Raw genomic sequence first — 14,298 nt, forward strand, 5'->3', positions numbered from 1 at the left:
CCATTTTTCGCAGTTTTTTCGCCATGCAGACAAGGGTATTGGCAGCTCTCCAATACCGAAGGGGAATTCAACGGCACTCGCGAAGTCTCACGCGATGAACCCATTGAAGCCAAGGCAGCTCGGTTAGTTGCTTTGGCTTTTTCAATCGCACTCACCGCCCGGCATCGCCTAACGGATATCACATGACCATTGTCGACATCCTCGTCGCCCTCTTTGGGCTTCTTCTCATTCTGTTTACGCTGTTCGATGCGTTGGTAACGATATTGGGCCTGCAAGGTGGCGGGCCCGGCACTACCTTTGTCACGCAAAAGATCTGGCGCGTTTTACTGATGCTCCATCGCCGCAAACCGCAGCACAGACTGCTGACTGTATGCGGCCCTGCTTTGATGGTTCTGGTGGTGCTGCTGTGGTACGCGATGCTGTATCTCGGCTGGTTTTTGGTGTTCAACTCGGTAAGCGGTGCAGTAGTCAACGACTCCACGACCATCTTCGCCTCGGACCTGCAAACCTTATACTTTACGGGCGTCACCATCAGCGGGCTGGGTTACGGTGACTTTACCGCACGCGGCTTTCCGTGGACTCTTTACGCTACCTTGGCAGTATCGACCGGTACTTTACTGACCTCCTTGGGGCTGTCTTACATTATCGCTGTGGTACCAGTTGCGTTGGAAAGGAAGCAGATTGCCCTGAAGCTGAATACGCTTGCCGCCAAGCCGGATGAGCTGATCAGGCAGCTGAACTCCAAGGAAAACGTGGATTACGTTTGGCAGTATCTGTTTTCAATCCAATCGGACGGCACAGACTTTTCCAGCAAATACGGCGCCTACCCCGTCGTCACCTATTTTCATGCGTTGCGGGTCGATAGCGTGTTCTCGTTAGCCTATTTGAACTCTGCGGATATTCTGTTTTACATCGCCAATCACCCCGACCCTTCCCTGCGACCGGCTGCGCCCGCGGTGCAAGCGTTGAGAAATATCATCAGTGCGCATACCGATAACCTGCAGCACGTGATTGAGGGTGGCAAGTCAGGTGTTTACGCAGAGACTGCTAACGGAGCTTTGCCGGAATATCTTGAGAACCTGAGCCAAGACCAGGGCTACTCGCGGCAACTGTATACCGCGCAGCGCAGGCAACTGGTGACTGCCTGTATTTACGACGGTTGGTGGGATAAGCCTAGACGTTGAGATGAGCGGGGGCAGGTCTCCAATTGGATCATTCCCAACCCCCCGGCGAGGTAACGCAACTCAGAACGCACCTGGGTCTTACCTACGGTCTGCTATGCGTAAACAACTGAATTGCTGAAGTTTTCGCTCATTGATGTGCAAGCTGATGATTCGTTTCTCGCCTACCTGGCGAGCCAAGGGGGGCCGCTTGCCCGGCCCCCCTTGGCAATCCCCCGGGGCACCCGACTACGCGACCCTTCGGGTTCGCTGCGTTGCCCGGTCTGACGGGGATGCTCGCAAACTCGCTTCGCTCAGACACCCCGCCCATCTTTTTCCCGCCAGCCCTGCGCTACTCGCCCGGGTAAACGGGAAAGGGGGCCGTGCATTCTGGTCTCTCTTTGGACTCGAACCAAAAGCAACCGCTATCCCATTTTGATCGTTCCCACGCTCCTGCGCGGTAACGCATCCCTGAACGCTCCGCGTCCATACCTGCCATCCCTAAAATCAAGTGTCTGAACGAATGCTGCCTAGCTAATTGATATGCAGACTGGTAGTTCGCTTTTCGGCTTACTGGTGAGGCAAGGAGACCAGCCTACCGCGTGGATGTCGCATGTATTCAGAATCAAACACGGTTGTTGCGCGATGCGCAACACGCTAAGGTTTGATTATGAAGACTATGCATAAGCCGCCGCATCCCGGCAATTTCATTCGGGAGATTTACCTTGAGCCTTTCGGCATCAGTTCCCGTCAGCTCGCGTCCAGCCTGGGGGGTTCACCCTCTACGTTGTCTCGCTTGCTCAAAGGGGCTAGCGGTGTGAGCCCGGAAATGGCTTTGCGGCTATCCAAAGTTCTTGGGCGTGCCCCTGAAAGCTGGTTGGTGATGCAAGATATGTACGACCTCTGGGTGGCCCGCAATACGATCAATTTGGATGGGCTCCACCCTCTGGACTTCGAAGCAGCTTAACGATAGTTGCAAGGAAATGCGCTAATGTTGCTTGCTCAGAATTAATGTCATCTGATCCCAAATTACACAGAATGTTGTGGGAGGCTTGAGTGGAGCTTATGGCCATGCACTTGGTTTCCAGGTGGGCAAGAGCATGTGGTATGGCGGAGCAAAATCGGCGAAAGCAATTCCAAGAAGCCTTGCCATAGGTGGAATGGAAGCTAATGCGATGGCGGGTGTTTTAACATGATATTGCCGAACAACTACGGCGGCATGCGTGCCTCCAGTGGCATGTCTAGCTGTAGTTGCGGAGGATAACAGTGATTATTTTCGTTTTGCTGCATGTGCTTTTTGGTATTACAACCGGAGCTATGGTCATTTATCTTCCACGGGCGTCAAGTAAAGCGAAAGCATGGGCTGTATGGATTCTTGGGATTCTTTTTACTTTCGTGCTAGTCGCAATATTTGGGGAATTTACCGTAAGAGGTAAAGTTGAGGAGGGGTACGGGCTGATTGCCGGTGTGGCCGTCATAGTGGCTTTTTTTTCGGTTTTGCTATTGGGTAAGAGGTACGGAAGAAAATAGAGAAGTGATTGGAGCCCACCCCGGTCGCCATACCAGCGTGGGGGCCTACCCCAAGGTCCCGTCTACGCGCGCGCGAGAAAAGAAGTAACTGGGGATCAAATAAAAATTATTCTAGGTTCACGCTAGAGATAAGAAATCCTGAAAAAGCATGTGAACCATGCACGGGCTCATAATCCCCGTCTACGCGGGCGAGCAACGCAGCGAACCCGCAGGGCCGCGTAGTTGGGGTGGCCTAGGGGGGTGCAGGGGAAAATGGCCATGCATTTCCCCCTCTCGTCATCAGGGCGAAAGGCTGGATCAATAACACCACCAGCGTCTTAATTTCACAGTCAGTCGTTATTCAGGCTTGGGGGTATCCCAGATGTCCCTGCCATGTCGTACTCTGTGGATTCTGGCCACCCCAGCATGACCGACCAGACACCCCAAACAGCTACTAAAAACCCAAAGCGGTGTTTGCCAATCAGCCCCTTTAAACAGGTACTGACCTGTCATGCCCAAAGCAATACCAAAGAAAAGTACGGCGCAGAGATAGTAAAGCCAGAATGTGCTCGCCAGCAGATGGTGCCTGCTGGCGAGCGAAGCTCCGCCCCCAACCAGAACTACCGTCGCAACTCCGAGCGGGAAGGCAGCCACAGAATCCCAAAATCCGCGACCTGCAGAGCTCTCATACTGCATAAAAAAACCCATCACAGAGCCCAGCAGGAAAAGCGAAGCATGGATGAAAATGACGGACTTCATACGACTTCGCGTTCCTTGAGCACACAAAGACCAACCCACAGACGCATGCAAGGTATGACTCGGAAAGGTGGGGATATGGATAGAGATCGTGGCATCCATGCCTCAAGCGTAATTAAGCTGTGATGAGTAAGAACCCGATATTGCGGCCAGCGTTAACGTTTGGCAATCCGTAGTTGGAAGACAATCCGAATACGTCAAAACCTGGCAAAACAAGTGAGCACAACTCGAACCCCAAATCCCCGTCTACGCGGGCGAGTAGCGCAGGTCTGGCGGGAATAAGCCCGAGGACTGTCTGAGCGAAGCGAGTTCCGCAGGGCCCCGCCAGCCCGAGCAACGCAGCGAACCAGCAGGGCCGTGTAGTTGGGGTGGCCTAGGGGGTGCAGGGGGAAATGGCCAAGCATTTCCCCCTGCTCGCCATCAGGCGAAAGGCTGACTTGAACACTCCGCCGCGTTACGAGACGGACGCAGAGCGACTAGCAAAGCGTTACTACGCTGGAGCGGGGGAACGATCAAGTAGAGAGCGCACCAGCGCCACTCACTTGCCTAACACCAACTCCCGCGCCAACCGATTATGTTCCTCAATAATCAACGGAATCTCCCGCGTCAAAAGCCGCCCATCCTCAACTACCTGCCGCCCATTGATGATGCTGTGCGCCACCCGCTGCGGCGTGCAGAACACCAGCGCGGCCAGCGGATCAACCAGCGCACCCGCCATGGCGATGTCGTCGGTGCGGAAGGCGATGATGTCGGCGCAGTAACCGGGTTGAATACGACCCAGCATATCGGCACGGCCAAGTACTTCAGCGCCGCCACGGGTGGCGATAAACAAGGCTTCACGCGCACTCATGGCGCCGGGATCTTCATCCCGCACCCGCGCTGAGAGCATCGCCTGACGAGTCTCGTCGAGCAGGTTGTTGGTGTCGTTGGAGGCGCTGCCGTCCACGCCCAGGCCAACCTTTACGCCAGCATCGCGCATCTTGCGGATTGGCGCGATGCCGGAGGCCAGGCGCATGTTGGAGCAAGGGCAGTGGGCGACGCCGGTGCCGGTGCGGGCGAACAGGGCGATGCCCGGGTCATCCAGATGCACGCAGTGGGCGTGCCATACGTCTGCCCCGACCCAGCCGACCGACTCGGTGTATTCGGTGGGGGTCATGCCATAGCGCTCCTTGCTGAAGGCAAGGTCCTTGGCGTTTTCGGCGGTGTGGGTGTGCAGGCCAACGCCGTAGGAGCGCGCCAAAGCAGCACCTTCGCGCATCAGGTCGGTGGTCACGGTGAAGGGTGAGCAGGGGCCGAGCGCGACCTTGATCATGGCGTCTGACGTGGCGTCGTGCAGCTCTTCCACGACCCGACGCATCTCGGTGAGGATCGCATCTTCATCCTGCTCGACCAGTGCATCCGGCGGCAGCCCGCCCTTGCTCTGGCCCAGACTCATGGCGCCGCGCACGGCGTGAAAGCGCATACCCATTTCCTCGGCGGCCTGCACGCTGTCGTCCAGCCGGGTGCCGTTCACATACAGGTAGGCGTGATCCGCGGCCGTGGTGCACCCCGACAGCATCAGCTCGGCCATCGCGGTGCGGGTGGCAGCGCGCTGCATGGCCGGGGTGATGTTCTGCCAGACCGGGAAGAGGGCGGTGAGCCAGTCGAACAGCTCGGCATCCTGCGCGGCGGGCAGGGCACGGGTGAGCGACTGGAACATGTGGTGATGGGTGTTGATCAGGCCCGGAATCAGCACGTGACCGGTCATGTCGATGACCTTGTCAGCGGTGTCTGGCAGCTCACTGGCGGGGCCGACCGCTTCGACGCGGTTGCCGCGAATAAACACGGAGCCGTTGGCTATTTCACGTTGCTCGTCATCCAGGGTGGCGATGACCAGCGCGTTCTTGAGCAGCAGAGTGGGTGACATGCGATTCCTCGATATTTCGTTATGTTGACCAGTGGGACAAAAATTCCCCATATCGCGCGACATGCAATTCCGGGGCCGCTGTAAAACCGCGCAGATTGGGTGCCATAGCCCTCATATCAGCACAGTATCAGTGCATTAGCAGGCTGTTTTGGCGCGCAATCGCGCAGTCATTCCCGTGCCAGAGGGCTTGGCACAGCCCTTGCTTTTTCAATTCTTGCGTGACTGGTCAGGTTATGAGTCGTGTCGTCCTGAACACGGGTTCGAGGACTAAACCGCAGGTCGCATTAATCCACCGCCGCCAGGCGGCGGTGCATGTACCCGCAACAGGAGACACTGATGACAACAGACTCAATACCGGTAATCGACTTTTCCCCCTTCATCGACGGCGACGCCGCCGCCCGCGCCGAGGTGGCGCGGCAGATGCGCCAGGCCAGCAGCGACTGGGGCTTCTTTTACCTGGCCGGCTGCGGCATGCCGCAGGCCAGCTTGCAGCAAGCCTTTGCCGATTCGCAGGCCTTGTTTGCCTTGAGCGACGATGCCAAGCAGGCGGTTGCCTGGCAGAACGCCGAGAGTAACCGTGGCTACGTGGGCGTGCGCCGCGAACGGCTCGATCCAAACAAGCCCGGCGACCTGAAGGAAGCCTTCAATCTGGCACCCGAGCAGCCAGAGGGGCCGCGTAATATGTGGCCCGCCGAGCTGCCCGCCTTTCGACCGCAGATGGAGGATTTTCTGCAGCAGTGCGTGGCTACCGCTGACCGCGTGCTGCAGGCCTTTGCCTTGGCGCTGCAGCAATCGCAAGACTTTTTCGTCAGCGCCCATGATCAGCATCACCACACGCTGCGGTTGCTGCACTACCCGGCGCTACCGGCGGACTTCAGCGCCCAGGGCGGCGAGAGTCGCGCGGGCGAACATACCGATTACGGCAGTATTACCCTGCTGTTTCAGGATGATGCCGGCGGGCTGGAAGTGCGCACTCGCGCCGGTGACTGGATCGCCGCCACGCCGATTCCCGGCACCGTGGTGGTGAACACCGGCGACCTGATGCAACGCTGGACCAATCACGTGTTCTGCTCAACGCCGCACAAGGTCAACCTGCGCTCCAGCAACCGCGAGCGCTATTCCATCGCCTTCTTTTGCCACCCGAATCACAACGCCGACATCCGTTGTATCAGTACCTGCAGCGATGCCGAGAACCCGCCGCGCTACCCGCCGATTAGCGCGGGGGAGCATCTGCTTGAACGCCTCAACGCCACTTACTGATTCACCCTTACAGGAGCACCACCCATGCAACAAAGAGGATTGAAACTCACCGCCCTGGCGCTTGCCCTGGGCTTCAGCGCCGCGAGCGCAAGCGCTGCCGACCTGACGCCTATCACCGTCACCACCACCTGGTATGCCCAGGCCGAACACGGTGGGCTGTACGCCGCCAAGGCCGCCGGCATCTACGAGCAACACGGGCTGGATGTGACCATCAAGATGGGCGGACCGCAGGTGAACAACGTGCAGTTGCTGATGGCCGGCAAGACCGACTTCAGCATGGGCTATGCGCTGCAGTCGCTGAACGCGGTCAAGCAGGATATCCCCATGGTCACGGTCGCGGCCTGGTTCCAGAAAGACCCGCAGACGCTGATCGTGCACGAGGGCGCCGGAGTCGACACCTTGGCCGACCTGGAAGGCAAGGGCATTCGCATGCCCACCGCCGGCCGGGTTGCCTACTGGCCCTGGATGAAAGCCGAATTTGGCTATAGTGACGATCAGCTACGTCCCTACGATTACAGCTTGGGGCCGTTTATCGCTGACCCCGAGGCGGTGCAGCAGGGCTACATCACCAACGATGGCTACTTTCTCGACAAGGCCGGTGTGAAGGGCAAGAGCCTGCTGCTAGCGGACTTTGGTTGGGGCGCTTACTCCTGCACGCTGGACGTCACGCAGAAGATGGTGGATGAGAATCCCGAGGTGGTGCAGGCGATGGTAATGGCTACCGCCGAGGGCTGGGCCGCCTACTTCAAGGACCCCGCGCCGGCGAATGCGCTGATCAAGCAGGATAACCCCGAGATGCAGGACGACCTGCTGGCCTACAGCATCGCCAAGCTGCAGGAAGACAATATTCTGCTGGCCGGCGATGCCGAGGGTGGAAAATACGGCAACATGACCGAGGCGCACTGGCAGTCGTTCTTCGACGATATGGTCAAGGCCGAGACCTTGCCGGCGGATCTGGAGTGGCAGAAGGCCTTTGATCTGACCTTCGTCAAGGCTCTGTACGGCGCGGAGTAAACACTGGGAAGGTCGAGCATCTGCTCGACCACCAGACCACCGCACATCCTGCGTGGCCGAGTTGGAACTCGGCCTTCCCGTTTAGCTGGCGAACGCCAGCAGCGCATCGGCAACCGCATCGGTCGCCACCACCTGCGGGACGTGCCCACAATCCAGGCTGACCACCTCGGCCCCCGGCACCAGCAGCTGCATGCGCCGCTGTACCGGCAGGACGACTGACCTGTCCTGGGTGGCCTCGATATACAGACGCGGCAGGCGGCCAAAGCGCTCCGGCGTCCATTCAGCCACCAGCGCGCGGGTGCCTTCCGGCTGGGCGCAAAACAGCTGCGCCGCCGCCATTGCCTGCTCACGCGGCAAGTCCTGCAAAAATACCTCGCAGACCGTCTCGGCGGGCACGCTGGACCATTGGCGATCCTCGCTCCAGCGCAGATAGGGCCAGATACCGACGGCCTCGGGGTGAGTCTTTTGCGCTTCTGCGGCCAGCTCGGCAAAACCCAGGCCGCTGGGCAGCATCATGCCGGCAATGTAGGCGACGCCCGCCACTCGCTCGGCCAGTGCCTCGGCTGCCTGGGTGGCAATCACGCCGCCGCCGGAATGCCCGACGATCAGCAGCGGTCCGCTGACACCGGCGCAGCTGTCTTCCACCGCACGCAAGCAGCCCGCCATGGTGATTTGCTCGGGCGTGGCGGGGTTACGCGAGTTGCCTGGCATATCCGGGGTGACCACGTTGTGGCCCTGGCCTTGCAGCACAGCGCGCAGACTGTCCCAAACCCAGCTGCCAGCCCAGGCGCCGTGAATCAGGACGAAGGTGGGCTGCTCAGACATAGGTCCTCCGGTACATATCCTGCAGGTGCTGTTCGACCGTGGTGGCCGGGTACTTGGGCGACTCACCCGCCGCCAGACAAACCGGCAGGCAGCGCACCTCGTGTTCGGGAGCGCCACTGTAGAAGAAGGGCACCGAATAGCGCTCGGCGCCAGAGGTGTTCACCACCCGGTGCAGGGTGGAGCGGTAGCGGTCGTTGGTCCAGCGCGCGATCATGTCGCCCAGATTGACCACAAAGGTACCGGGGATCGGCGGCGCATCCATCCAGCGTTCACCCTTGGCATCCCACACTTGCAGGCCGGGCTTGTCATCCAGCAGCAATATGGTGATGCCGCCAAAGTCGGTATGCGCGCCGCAGCCCTTTTCACCGGGCAGGGGTTTGGCCGGTTGCGGCGGGTAGTGCAGCAAGCGCAGGGTGCACAACGGCTCATGGCAGAAATCGGCGAAGAAGTCTTCCGGCAGCTGCAACGACAGCGCCAGCCCGGCCATGATCCGCTCACTCAGCGTCAGCATGGCGTCGTAGTAACCCTGCATCGCCGGGCGGAACGCAGGCAGCTCGACCGGCCACTGATTCGGCCCTTGATTGAAGCGCCCGGCCAGCACCCGCGGGTGATCCTCGGCCAGTTCTTCACCGATATAGAAGCCCTCCTTCAGGTCCGGCGGCATACCCGGCTCCAGCGTTTGCCCGCCGAGCTTTTCATAGCCGCGGTTGGCCTTGGATTGCGCCTTGTCGGTCTGCAGCTTGGTCGCCATGGGCTGGGCAAAGAAGGCCTGCGATTGCACAATAACACGCTGAATCAGCGCCGGATCAATGCCATGGCCGCTGATATAGAAAAACCCGGTGTGCTCGCAGGCCTCGCGCAGGGCGCGACCTACTGCCGCCTTGGCCTCGGCCGAAGCGGCGAACAGCGCGCTCAGGTCGATGATCGGCAGGCCGTGTGCCGGGGATGATTGCTGTGCCGCCATGGTTGCCTGGTCTCCTCTCTGGTGAGTGCAGGTTGCCCTGCTCATTTTTACTGTCCAGCTGGTCAGGTATTCATATTGCATGCCAATGCGCAGCGGCGTGCCGAATTCCTTTACCGGCGCACCAATCCACCATCAATTACCCGAGGAGCATTCATGAAACCGTCGCGCATCTGCATCGTTGTCGACTCCCGTTATGGCAGCACATTGGCACTGGCCAAGGCCATCGCTGAAGGCGCCGCCGCTGAGCAGGCAGAGGTACGCCTGTGCCGTGTGGCGCTCAGCGAGCCGGAATTCAGCGTGGATACCGAACGTGCCGATTTCATCGCCGCGCAGACCGAATACCGCAGCCTGCCGCAGGCCAACGCGGCCGATCTTGAGTGGGCCACGGGCATCATCTGGGGCTCGCCCACGCGCTACGGCCTGATGAGCACGCCACTGCGCGCCTTTATCGACGAGGTTGCGCCGCTGTGGCGCCAGGGCGCGCTGATCGGCAAGGTAGGCGCAGCCTTCACCTCTACTGGGGGCATGCACTCGGGCAACGAAATGACCCTGCTCAATCTGCTGCTGCCGTTTTTGCAGCACGGCATGGTACTCGCGGGCGTACCGCACAGCGTGCCGGAACTGGTACACACCCGCAGCGGCGGCTCGCCCTACGGCGCCTCTGCCGTGACCGGCTTTGACGGCAGCCTGGGAGTAGATGCCGGTGAGCTGGCGATCGGCCGTGCGCTCGGTGCCAGGGTGGCGAGGCTGGCCGCACAGATCATCCCGGAACCGTCCTCGGTTGACCTGGCCGCGGGTCAGGCGCACTGACGGTGCTCCGTTCACGCATGCGACGACGGTGATCATTTTTTGCGCACTGACGGTGCAGCCATCGTGATCACTGTCGCAATCCAGTGCATAAATTTACTGACCAATTGATCAGGAAATACAAAACAAGCGCTTTCAGCCATGTGGCACGCTGCTTGCTCTCCAGAAAATATTGAATAAATGGTCAGCTAATAAAATCCACTGGAGTATGAATATGCGCGACACACGTAAGCCCCTGATCTCCTCCGCCAAACGCAGCCTGTCACTGCTGGCCGGTTCGCTGGCGGTGGCCGGCAGTCTTTCATCACCTGCCATGGCAGCCGATCTGGACGAAGTGGTGTTTGGTACCAACTGGTTCGCCCAGGCCGAGCATGGCGGTTTCTATCAGGCCAAGGCCACCGGGATTTATGAAAAGTACGGTCTGGATGTCTCCATCGAAATGGGCGGCCCGCAGGTCAATGGCATGCAGTTGCTGGTGGCCGGCAAGCGCGACTTTTCCATGGGCTACCCGATCGGCAACATCAAGGCGGTGGAAGAGGGTCTGCCGGTAAAAACCGTGGCCGCGGCCTTTCAGGGTGACCCCCAGGCGCTGATCGCCCACCCCAACATCACCTCGCTGGAGCAGATCAAGGAAGAGGGCCTGCCGGTGTACATCGCCGCCTTCGCCAACACCACCTTCTGGCCCTGGCTGAAGTCCAAGTATGGCTACACCGATGACATGATTCGCCCCTATACCTTCAGCGTGGCGCCCTTCTTGGCTGACGACAGCATCGTGCAGCAGGGCTACCTCTCGTCCGAGCCCTTTGCGATGGAAAAAGCCGGTGTGAAGCCGTCTGTCTTCCTGCTCGCCGACTACGGCTACCCGGCCTACGCCACCACCATCGAAACCACCGACAAGATGATCGAGGAAAATCCTGATCTGGTGCGCCGCTTTGTACAGGCCAGCATGGAAGGCTGGGCGAGCTACTTCAACGACCCGGCACCGGGCAACGAGCTGATTCAGGAAGCCAACCCGGAAATGACCGATGAGCAGATCGCCTACGGCATCGAGAAGATGAAGGAATACGGTCTGGTCACCGGCGGCGACGCAACCAGCGGCGGCATTGGCGTGATGACCGATGCGCGCTGGGCCAAGATCCGCGAGTTCATGCTGACTGCCGGTCTGGTGGACAAGGACCTGGACATCAACGACGTCTACAGCCTCGACTTCCTGCCCAAGGAGCCGGTGCTGCCCTGAACGGCAGCAACCTGACCCTTTCCAGATAACGGTGGCCTGCCCGGCAGGCCGCCCACGGGAGCACAAGATGACCTCTTCCAGAGTCACCCCCCTGAAACCCAGCAATCCGGTGCCCGCCGATGAGCCAAGCGCCAAGGCCGGCAGCAGCAACGGTCGCCCGGTGCTGCAGGTGGAAGGCGTGAACAAGATCTACGCCAACGGCACGGTCGCGCTCAAGGGCGCGGATCTGACCGTACGCCAGGGCGAATTCGTCAGCCTGCTGGGGCCCTCCGGCTGCGGCAAGAGTACCCTGCTGCGCATCATGGCCGGACTGGGCGATGTGACCACCGGCAGCGTCAAGTTCTGGGAACAGGACTACGACGTCGTCGGCGACAAGGGCCGCAAGCTGGCCTTCGTGTTTCAGAACGCCACCCTGATGCCTTGGGCACGGGTACGCAAGAATGTGCGCCTGCCGCTGGATCTGGAGCACCAGAGCGGCCCGGCGACCGAGCAGAAGATCGACCAGGCGCTGGAGATGGTCGGCCTCAAGGGTTTCGACAACGCCTTCCCGCGCGAGCTGTCCGGCGGTATGCAGATGCGTGCCTCGATTGCCCGCGCCATGGTCACCGAGCCAAACCTGTTGCTGATGGATGAACCCTTCGGCGCGCTGGACGAGATGACCCGCAACAAACTCAACGATGACGTGCTCAAACTGTGGCAGAAAAACGGCTGGACCATCGTCTTCGTCACCCACAGCGTTTATGAGGCGGTGTATCTATCAAGCCGCGTGGTGGTGATGGCGGCGCGCCCCGGGCGCATCGTCGACGACATCAAGATCGACCAACCCTTCCCGCGCAATGCCGATTTCCGCGTCTCTACCGAGTTTGCCGGTTATTGCCGTCAGGTCTCACAGGCACTGGAGCGCGCCAGCGCCATGGGCGCAAGCACGGGTGCAACGCAGGAGAAATCGGCATGAAAGCGCCGCTGATTCAGAACGAAAACTTCGTCAAGATCGCCGCGCCGCTGGTGGTGGGCGTGTTCTTTCTGCTGTTCTGGCAGATCGCCGTGGTGGCCTTTGAAATGCCCAAGTACATACTGCCGGGGCCAATCGAGATCATGAAATCGCTGGTCACCGACTGGGCCACCCTGCTCAACGCGCTGATGATGACGCTGAAGATCACCCTGCTGGCCTTCGTGATTGCCGTGGTGCTGGGCGTCGCCGCCTCCCTGCTGTTTATCCAGAGCAAGTGGATCGAGCTGAGTCTGTTCCCCTACGCGGTACTGCTGCAGGTGACGCCGGTGGTGGCTATTGCCCCGCTGATTATCATCTGGGTCGATGACACCACCTGGGCGCTGACCGTGTGTGCGGTGATCATTGCCATCTTCCCGATCATTTCCAACACCACCCTGGGCCTGCGCAGCGTTGATCCCAACCTGCTCAGCATGTTCCGCATGTACCGCACCAGCCGCTGGCAGGAGCTGACCCGGCTGCGCATCCCCGGCGCGTTGCCGTACTTCTTTGGCGGGCTGCGGATCAGCTGCGGTCTGGCACTGATTGGCGCCGTGGTAGCGGAATTTGTCGCCGGCACCGGCGGCGCCAAGGCCGGCCTCGCCTACCTGATTCTGCAATCGGGCTACAACCTGCAGATTCCGCGCATGTTTGCCGCGCTGGTACTGATTACCCTGACCGGTATTGCGCTGTTCGCGCTGATGGTCTGGCTGTCTGACCGCGCCCTGCGCAACTGGCACGAGAGCGCGCTGGAAGTGGAACATTGAGCCGCATCAACCCAGCCACGCAGCGCTATTCCTTTGGCCTGGGTTACCTGCTGCTGGGCTTTACGGCACTGGCCTGGGGGTTGAACTTCCCGATCCTCAAGCTGGGGCTGGAAAACAGCCCACCGCTGCTGTTCACCGCCATGCGCATGGCGCTGGGCGCGATCACCATGTTCAGCATCGCCGCAGCCATGGGCATTCTGCGCCTGCCGCCGCGCGCCGATTGGCCGGTGCTGTTCTCGGTCGGTGTATTGCAGAACATGGCGTTCATCTCTTTGGTGACCCTGGGGCTGCAGTTTCTGCCCGCCGGACGGGCGGCGATCCTCGCCTATACCACGCCGATCTGGGTGGTGCCGGCGGCGGCGCTGTTCCTGGGGGAGCGCTTTACCGCACCACGCGCATTGGGCGTGGGCCTGGGGCTGGCGGGTCTGCTGACGGTATTCAACCCGCTGTCGCTGGGTTGGGATGATCCCAAGGTGTTCATTGGCGGCGGCCTTATCATGCTCGCCACCCTGGTCTGGACGGTGGGGTTGATCCACGTGCGCAAGCACCACTGGCAGGGCGACGTGCTGTCGCTGATCCCCTGGCAGGTGCTGGTGTCGGTGGTGGTACTCACGCCCTTCGCGCTCTTCTTTGAGGACCCGCGCGCAATTATCTGGGAGCCGGCGTTCGCCTGGCAGCTGGTTTTCAGCGGTGCGGTGGCCTCCGGCCTTTGTGTCGCGGCGCAGGTAGCGGCGATCCGCTCGCTGCCGGCAGTGAGCCTCTCGGTCAGCTCGGCGGCAGTGCCGGCGGTAGGGCTGCTCACCTCCAGTCTGTTTCTGCACGAACAGGCTACCCATACCGACCTGGTGGGCTTTGCGCTGATAGCCGGGGGCATTCTGGTAGTCGGCCTGGGCGATCGGCGACAGGCGCTGCGCACGCGGCGCGAGGCCGAAACCACCGGCAGCTGAGGCGCCAGCCCCGTGGCTGGGCGCACTCCGGTCGCGCCCAGCCATGGGGCGGCGCACCAACTCTGTGCACAATTCCTGACCCTGGCCCGCGCTGGCTACCTCTGTAGCCGCCGCGCTGCGAGCCTGAACCCGCTGATTGCAGGGTTTTGCGGCGTATT

At 60.6% G+C, this 14,298-nt stretch carries 14 protein-coding genes; 10 read left to right on the forward strand and 4 right to left on the reverse strand.

The genetic code is table 11. The features are described 5' to 3' along the window. Positions 1-182: 182 nt before the first annotated feature. The 3 genes from BLU26_RS11475 (at position 183) to BLU26_RS11485 (ending at position 2,690) form a co-directional block, all read left to right on the forward strand. Positions 183-1,184 (forward strand): hypothetical protein, encoded by a 1,002-nt coding sequence (locus tag BLU26_RS11475; protein ID WP_092286783.1) that lies wholly within the window; start codon positions 183-185, stop codon positions 1,182-1,184. A 655-nt stretch (positions 1,185-1,839) separates the two neighbouring features. Further along, positions 1,840-2,127, forward strand: a complete 288-nt coding sequence (locus BLU26_RS11480) for a HigA family addiction module antitoxin (RefSeq protein WP_197674568.1) — start codon at positions 1,840-1,842, stop codon at positions 2,125-2,127. A 299-nt stretch (positions 2,128-2,426) separates the two neighbouring features. Beyond that, complete coding sequence (locus BLU26_RS11485) at positions 2,427-2,690, forward strand: hypothetical protein (protein WP_092286787.1); 264 nt, start codon at positions 2,427-2,429, stop codon at positions 2,688-2,690. Between the two features lie 336 nt (positions 2,691-3,026). On the opposite strand, the gene BLU26_RS11490 is transcribed toward BLU26_RS11485, so the two are convergent. Both BLU26_RS11490 and BLU26_RS11495 read right to left on the reverse strand, forming a co-directional pair. Further along, entirely contained in the window at positions 3,027-3,428 is a 402-nt protein-coding gene (locus tag BLU26_RS11490) for a hypothetical protein (RefSeq protein WP_092286789.1), read from the reverse strand. Between the two features lie 535 nt (positions 3,429-3,963). Beyond that, positions 3,964-5,331 (reverse strand): 8-oxoguanine deaminase, encoded by a 1,368-nt coding sequence (locus BLU26_RS11495; RefSeq protein WP_092286791.1) that lies wholly within the window; start codon positions 5,329-5,331, stop codon positions 3,964-3,966. A gap of 336 nt (positions 5,332-5,667) precedes the next feature. Between BLU26_RS11495 and BLU26_RS11500 the strand changes: the two genes are divergently transcribed. Both BLU26_RS11500 and BLU26_RS11505 read left to right on the forward strand, forming a co-directional pair. Continuing rightward, complete coding sequence (locus BLU26_RS11500; RefSeq protein WP_092288463.1) at positions 5,668-6,591, forward strand: isopenicillin N synthase family dioxygenase; 924 nt, start codon at positions 5,668-5,670, stop codon at positions 6,589-6,591. 24 nt (positions 6,592-6,615) lie between these two features. Beyond that, positions 6,616-7,605 (forward strand): ABC transporter substrate-binding protein, encoded by a 990-nt coding sequence (locus BLU26_RS11505; RefSeq protein ID WP_092286793.1) that lies wholly within the window; start codon positions 6,616-6,618, stop codon positions 7,603-7,605. 81 nt (positions 7,606-7,686) lie between these two features. On the opposite strand, the gene BLU26_RS11510 is transcribed toward BLU26_RS11505, so the two are convergent. Continuing rightward, positions 7,687-8,430, reverse strand: coding sequence for an alpha/beta fold hydrolase (locus BLU26_RS11510; protein ID WP_092286795.1), 744 nt, complete (start codon positions 8,428-8,430; stop codon positions 7,687-7,689). After that, positions 8,423-9,394, reverse strand: a complete 972-nt coding sequence (locus tag BLU26_RS11515; RefSeq protein ID WP_092286797.1) for an isopenicillin N synthase family dioxygenase — start codon at positions 9,392-9,394, stop codon at positions 8,423-8,425. Before BLU26_RS11515 ends, BLU26_RS11510 begins: the two co-directional genes overlap by 8 nt. Positions 9,395-9,547: 153 nt before the next feature. On the opposite strand from BLU26_RS11515, the gene wrbA reads away from it, so the two are divergent. From wrbA to BLU26_RS11540, 5 genes are all read left to right on the forward strand, one after another. Beyond that, a complete protein-coding gene (gene wrbA / locus BLU26_RS11520; protein ID WP_092286799.1) occupies positions 9,548-10,204 on the forward strand; it encodes an NAD(P)H:quinone oxidoreductase in 657 nt (218 codons plus the stop codon). A gap of 211 nt (positions 10,205-10,415) precedes the next feature. Further along, positions 10,416-11,438, forward strand: coding sequence for an ABC transporter substrate-binding protein (locus BLU26_RS11525; protein WP_092286801.1), 1,023 nt, complete (start codon positions 10,416-10,418; stop codon positions 11,436-11,438). 67 nt (positions 11,439-11,505) lie between these two features. Beyond that, positions 11,506-12,393, forward strand: coding sequence for an ABC transporter ATP-binding protein (locus BLU26_RS11530; protein WP_092286803.1), 888 nt, complete (start codon positions 11,506-11,508; stop codon positions 12,391-12,393). Next, positions 12,390-13,193: an ABC transporter permease gene (locus BLU26_RS11535; protein WP_092286805.1), complete on the forward strand. Its 804-nt coding sequence runs from the start codon at positions 12,390-12,392 to the stop codon at positions 13,191-13,193. The genes BLU26_RS11530 and BLU26_RS11535 overlap by 4 nt, the downstream gene beginning before the upstream one ends. Continuing rightward, positions 13,190-14,140 carry a DMT family transporter gene (locus BLU26_RS11540; RefSeq protein ID WP_092286807.1) on the forward strand — a complete coding sequence of 317 codons (951 nt, stop codon included), beginning with the start codon at positions 13,190-13,192 and terminating at the stop codon, positions 14,138-14,140. The genes BLU26_RS11535 and BLU26_RS11540 overlap by 4 nt, the downstream gene beginning before the upstream one ends. Positions 14,141-14,298 lie beyond the last annotated feature (158 nt).

This window comes from Halopseudomonas sabulinigri (genome assembly GCF_900105255.1).
In the GTDB taxonomy this organism is placed as follows: domain Bacteria; phylum Pseudomonadota; class Gammaproteobacteria; order Pseudomonadales; family Pseudomonadaceae; genus Halopseudomonas; species Halopseudomonas sabulinigri.

Coding starts and splice junctions, on each gene's coding strand:
- BLU26_RS11475 (WP_092286783.1), top strand. CDS start 183: ATGACCATTGTCGACATCCTCGTCGCCCTCTTTGGGCTTCTTCTCATT.
- BLU26_RS11480 (WP_197674568.1), top strand. CDS start 1,840: ATGCATAAGCCGCCGCATCCCGGCAATTTCATTCGGGAGATTTACCTT.
- BLU26_RS11490 (WP_092286789.1), bottom strand. CDS start 3,428: ATGAAGTCCGTCATTTTCATCCATGCTTCGCTTTTCCTGCTGGGCTCT.
- BLU26_RS11495 (WP_092286791.1), bottom strand. CDS start 5,331: ATGTCACCCACTCTGCTGCTCAAGAACGCGCTGGTCATCGCCACCCTG.
- BLU26_RS11500 (WP_092288463.1), top strand. CDS start 5,668: ATGACAACAGACTCAATACCGGTAATCGACTTTTCCCCCTTCATCGAC.
- BLU26_RS11505 (WP_092286793.1), top strand. CDS start 6,616: ATGCAACAAAGAGGATTGAAACTCACCGCCCTGGCGCTTGCCCTGGGC.
- BLU26_RS11510 (WP_092286795.1), bottom strand. CDS start 8,430: ATGTCTGAGCAGCCCACCTTCGTCCTGATTCACGGCGCCTGGGCTGGC.
- BLU26_RS11515 (WP_092286797.1), bottom strand. CDS start 9,394: ATGGCGGCACAGCAATCATCCCCGGCACACGGCCTGCCGATCATCGAC.
- wrbA (WP_092286799.1), top strand. CDS start 9,548: ATGAAACCGTCGCGCATCTGCATCGTTGTCGACTCCCGTTATGGCAGC.
- BLU26_RS11525 (WP_092286801.1), top strand. CDS start 10,416: ATGCGCGACACACGTAAGCCCCTGATCTCCTCCGCCAAACGCAGCCTG.
- BLU26_RS11530 (WP_092286803.1), top strand. CDS start 11,506: ATGACCTCTTCCAGAGTCACCCCCCTGAAACCCAGCAATCCGGTGCCC.
- BLU26_RS11535 (WP_092286805.1), top strand. CDS start 12,390: ATGAAAGCGCCGCTGATTCAGAACGAAAACTTCGTCAAGATCGCCGCG.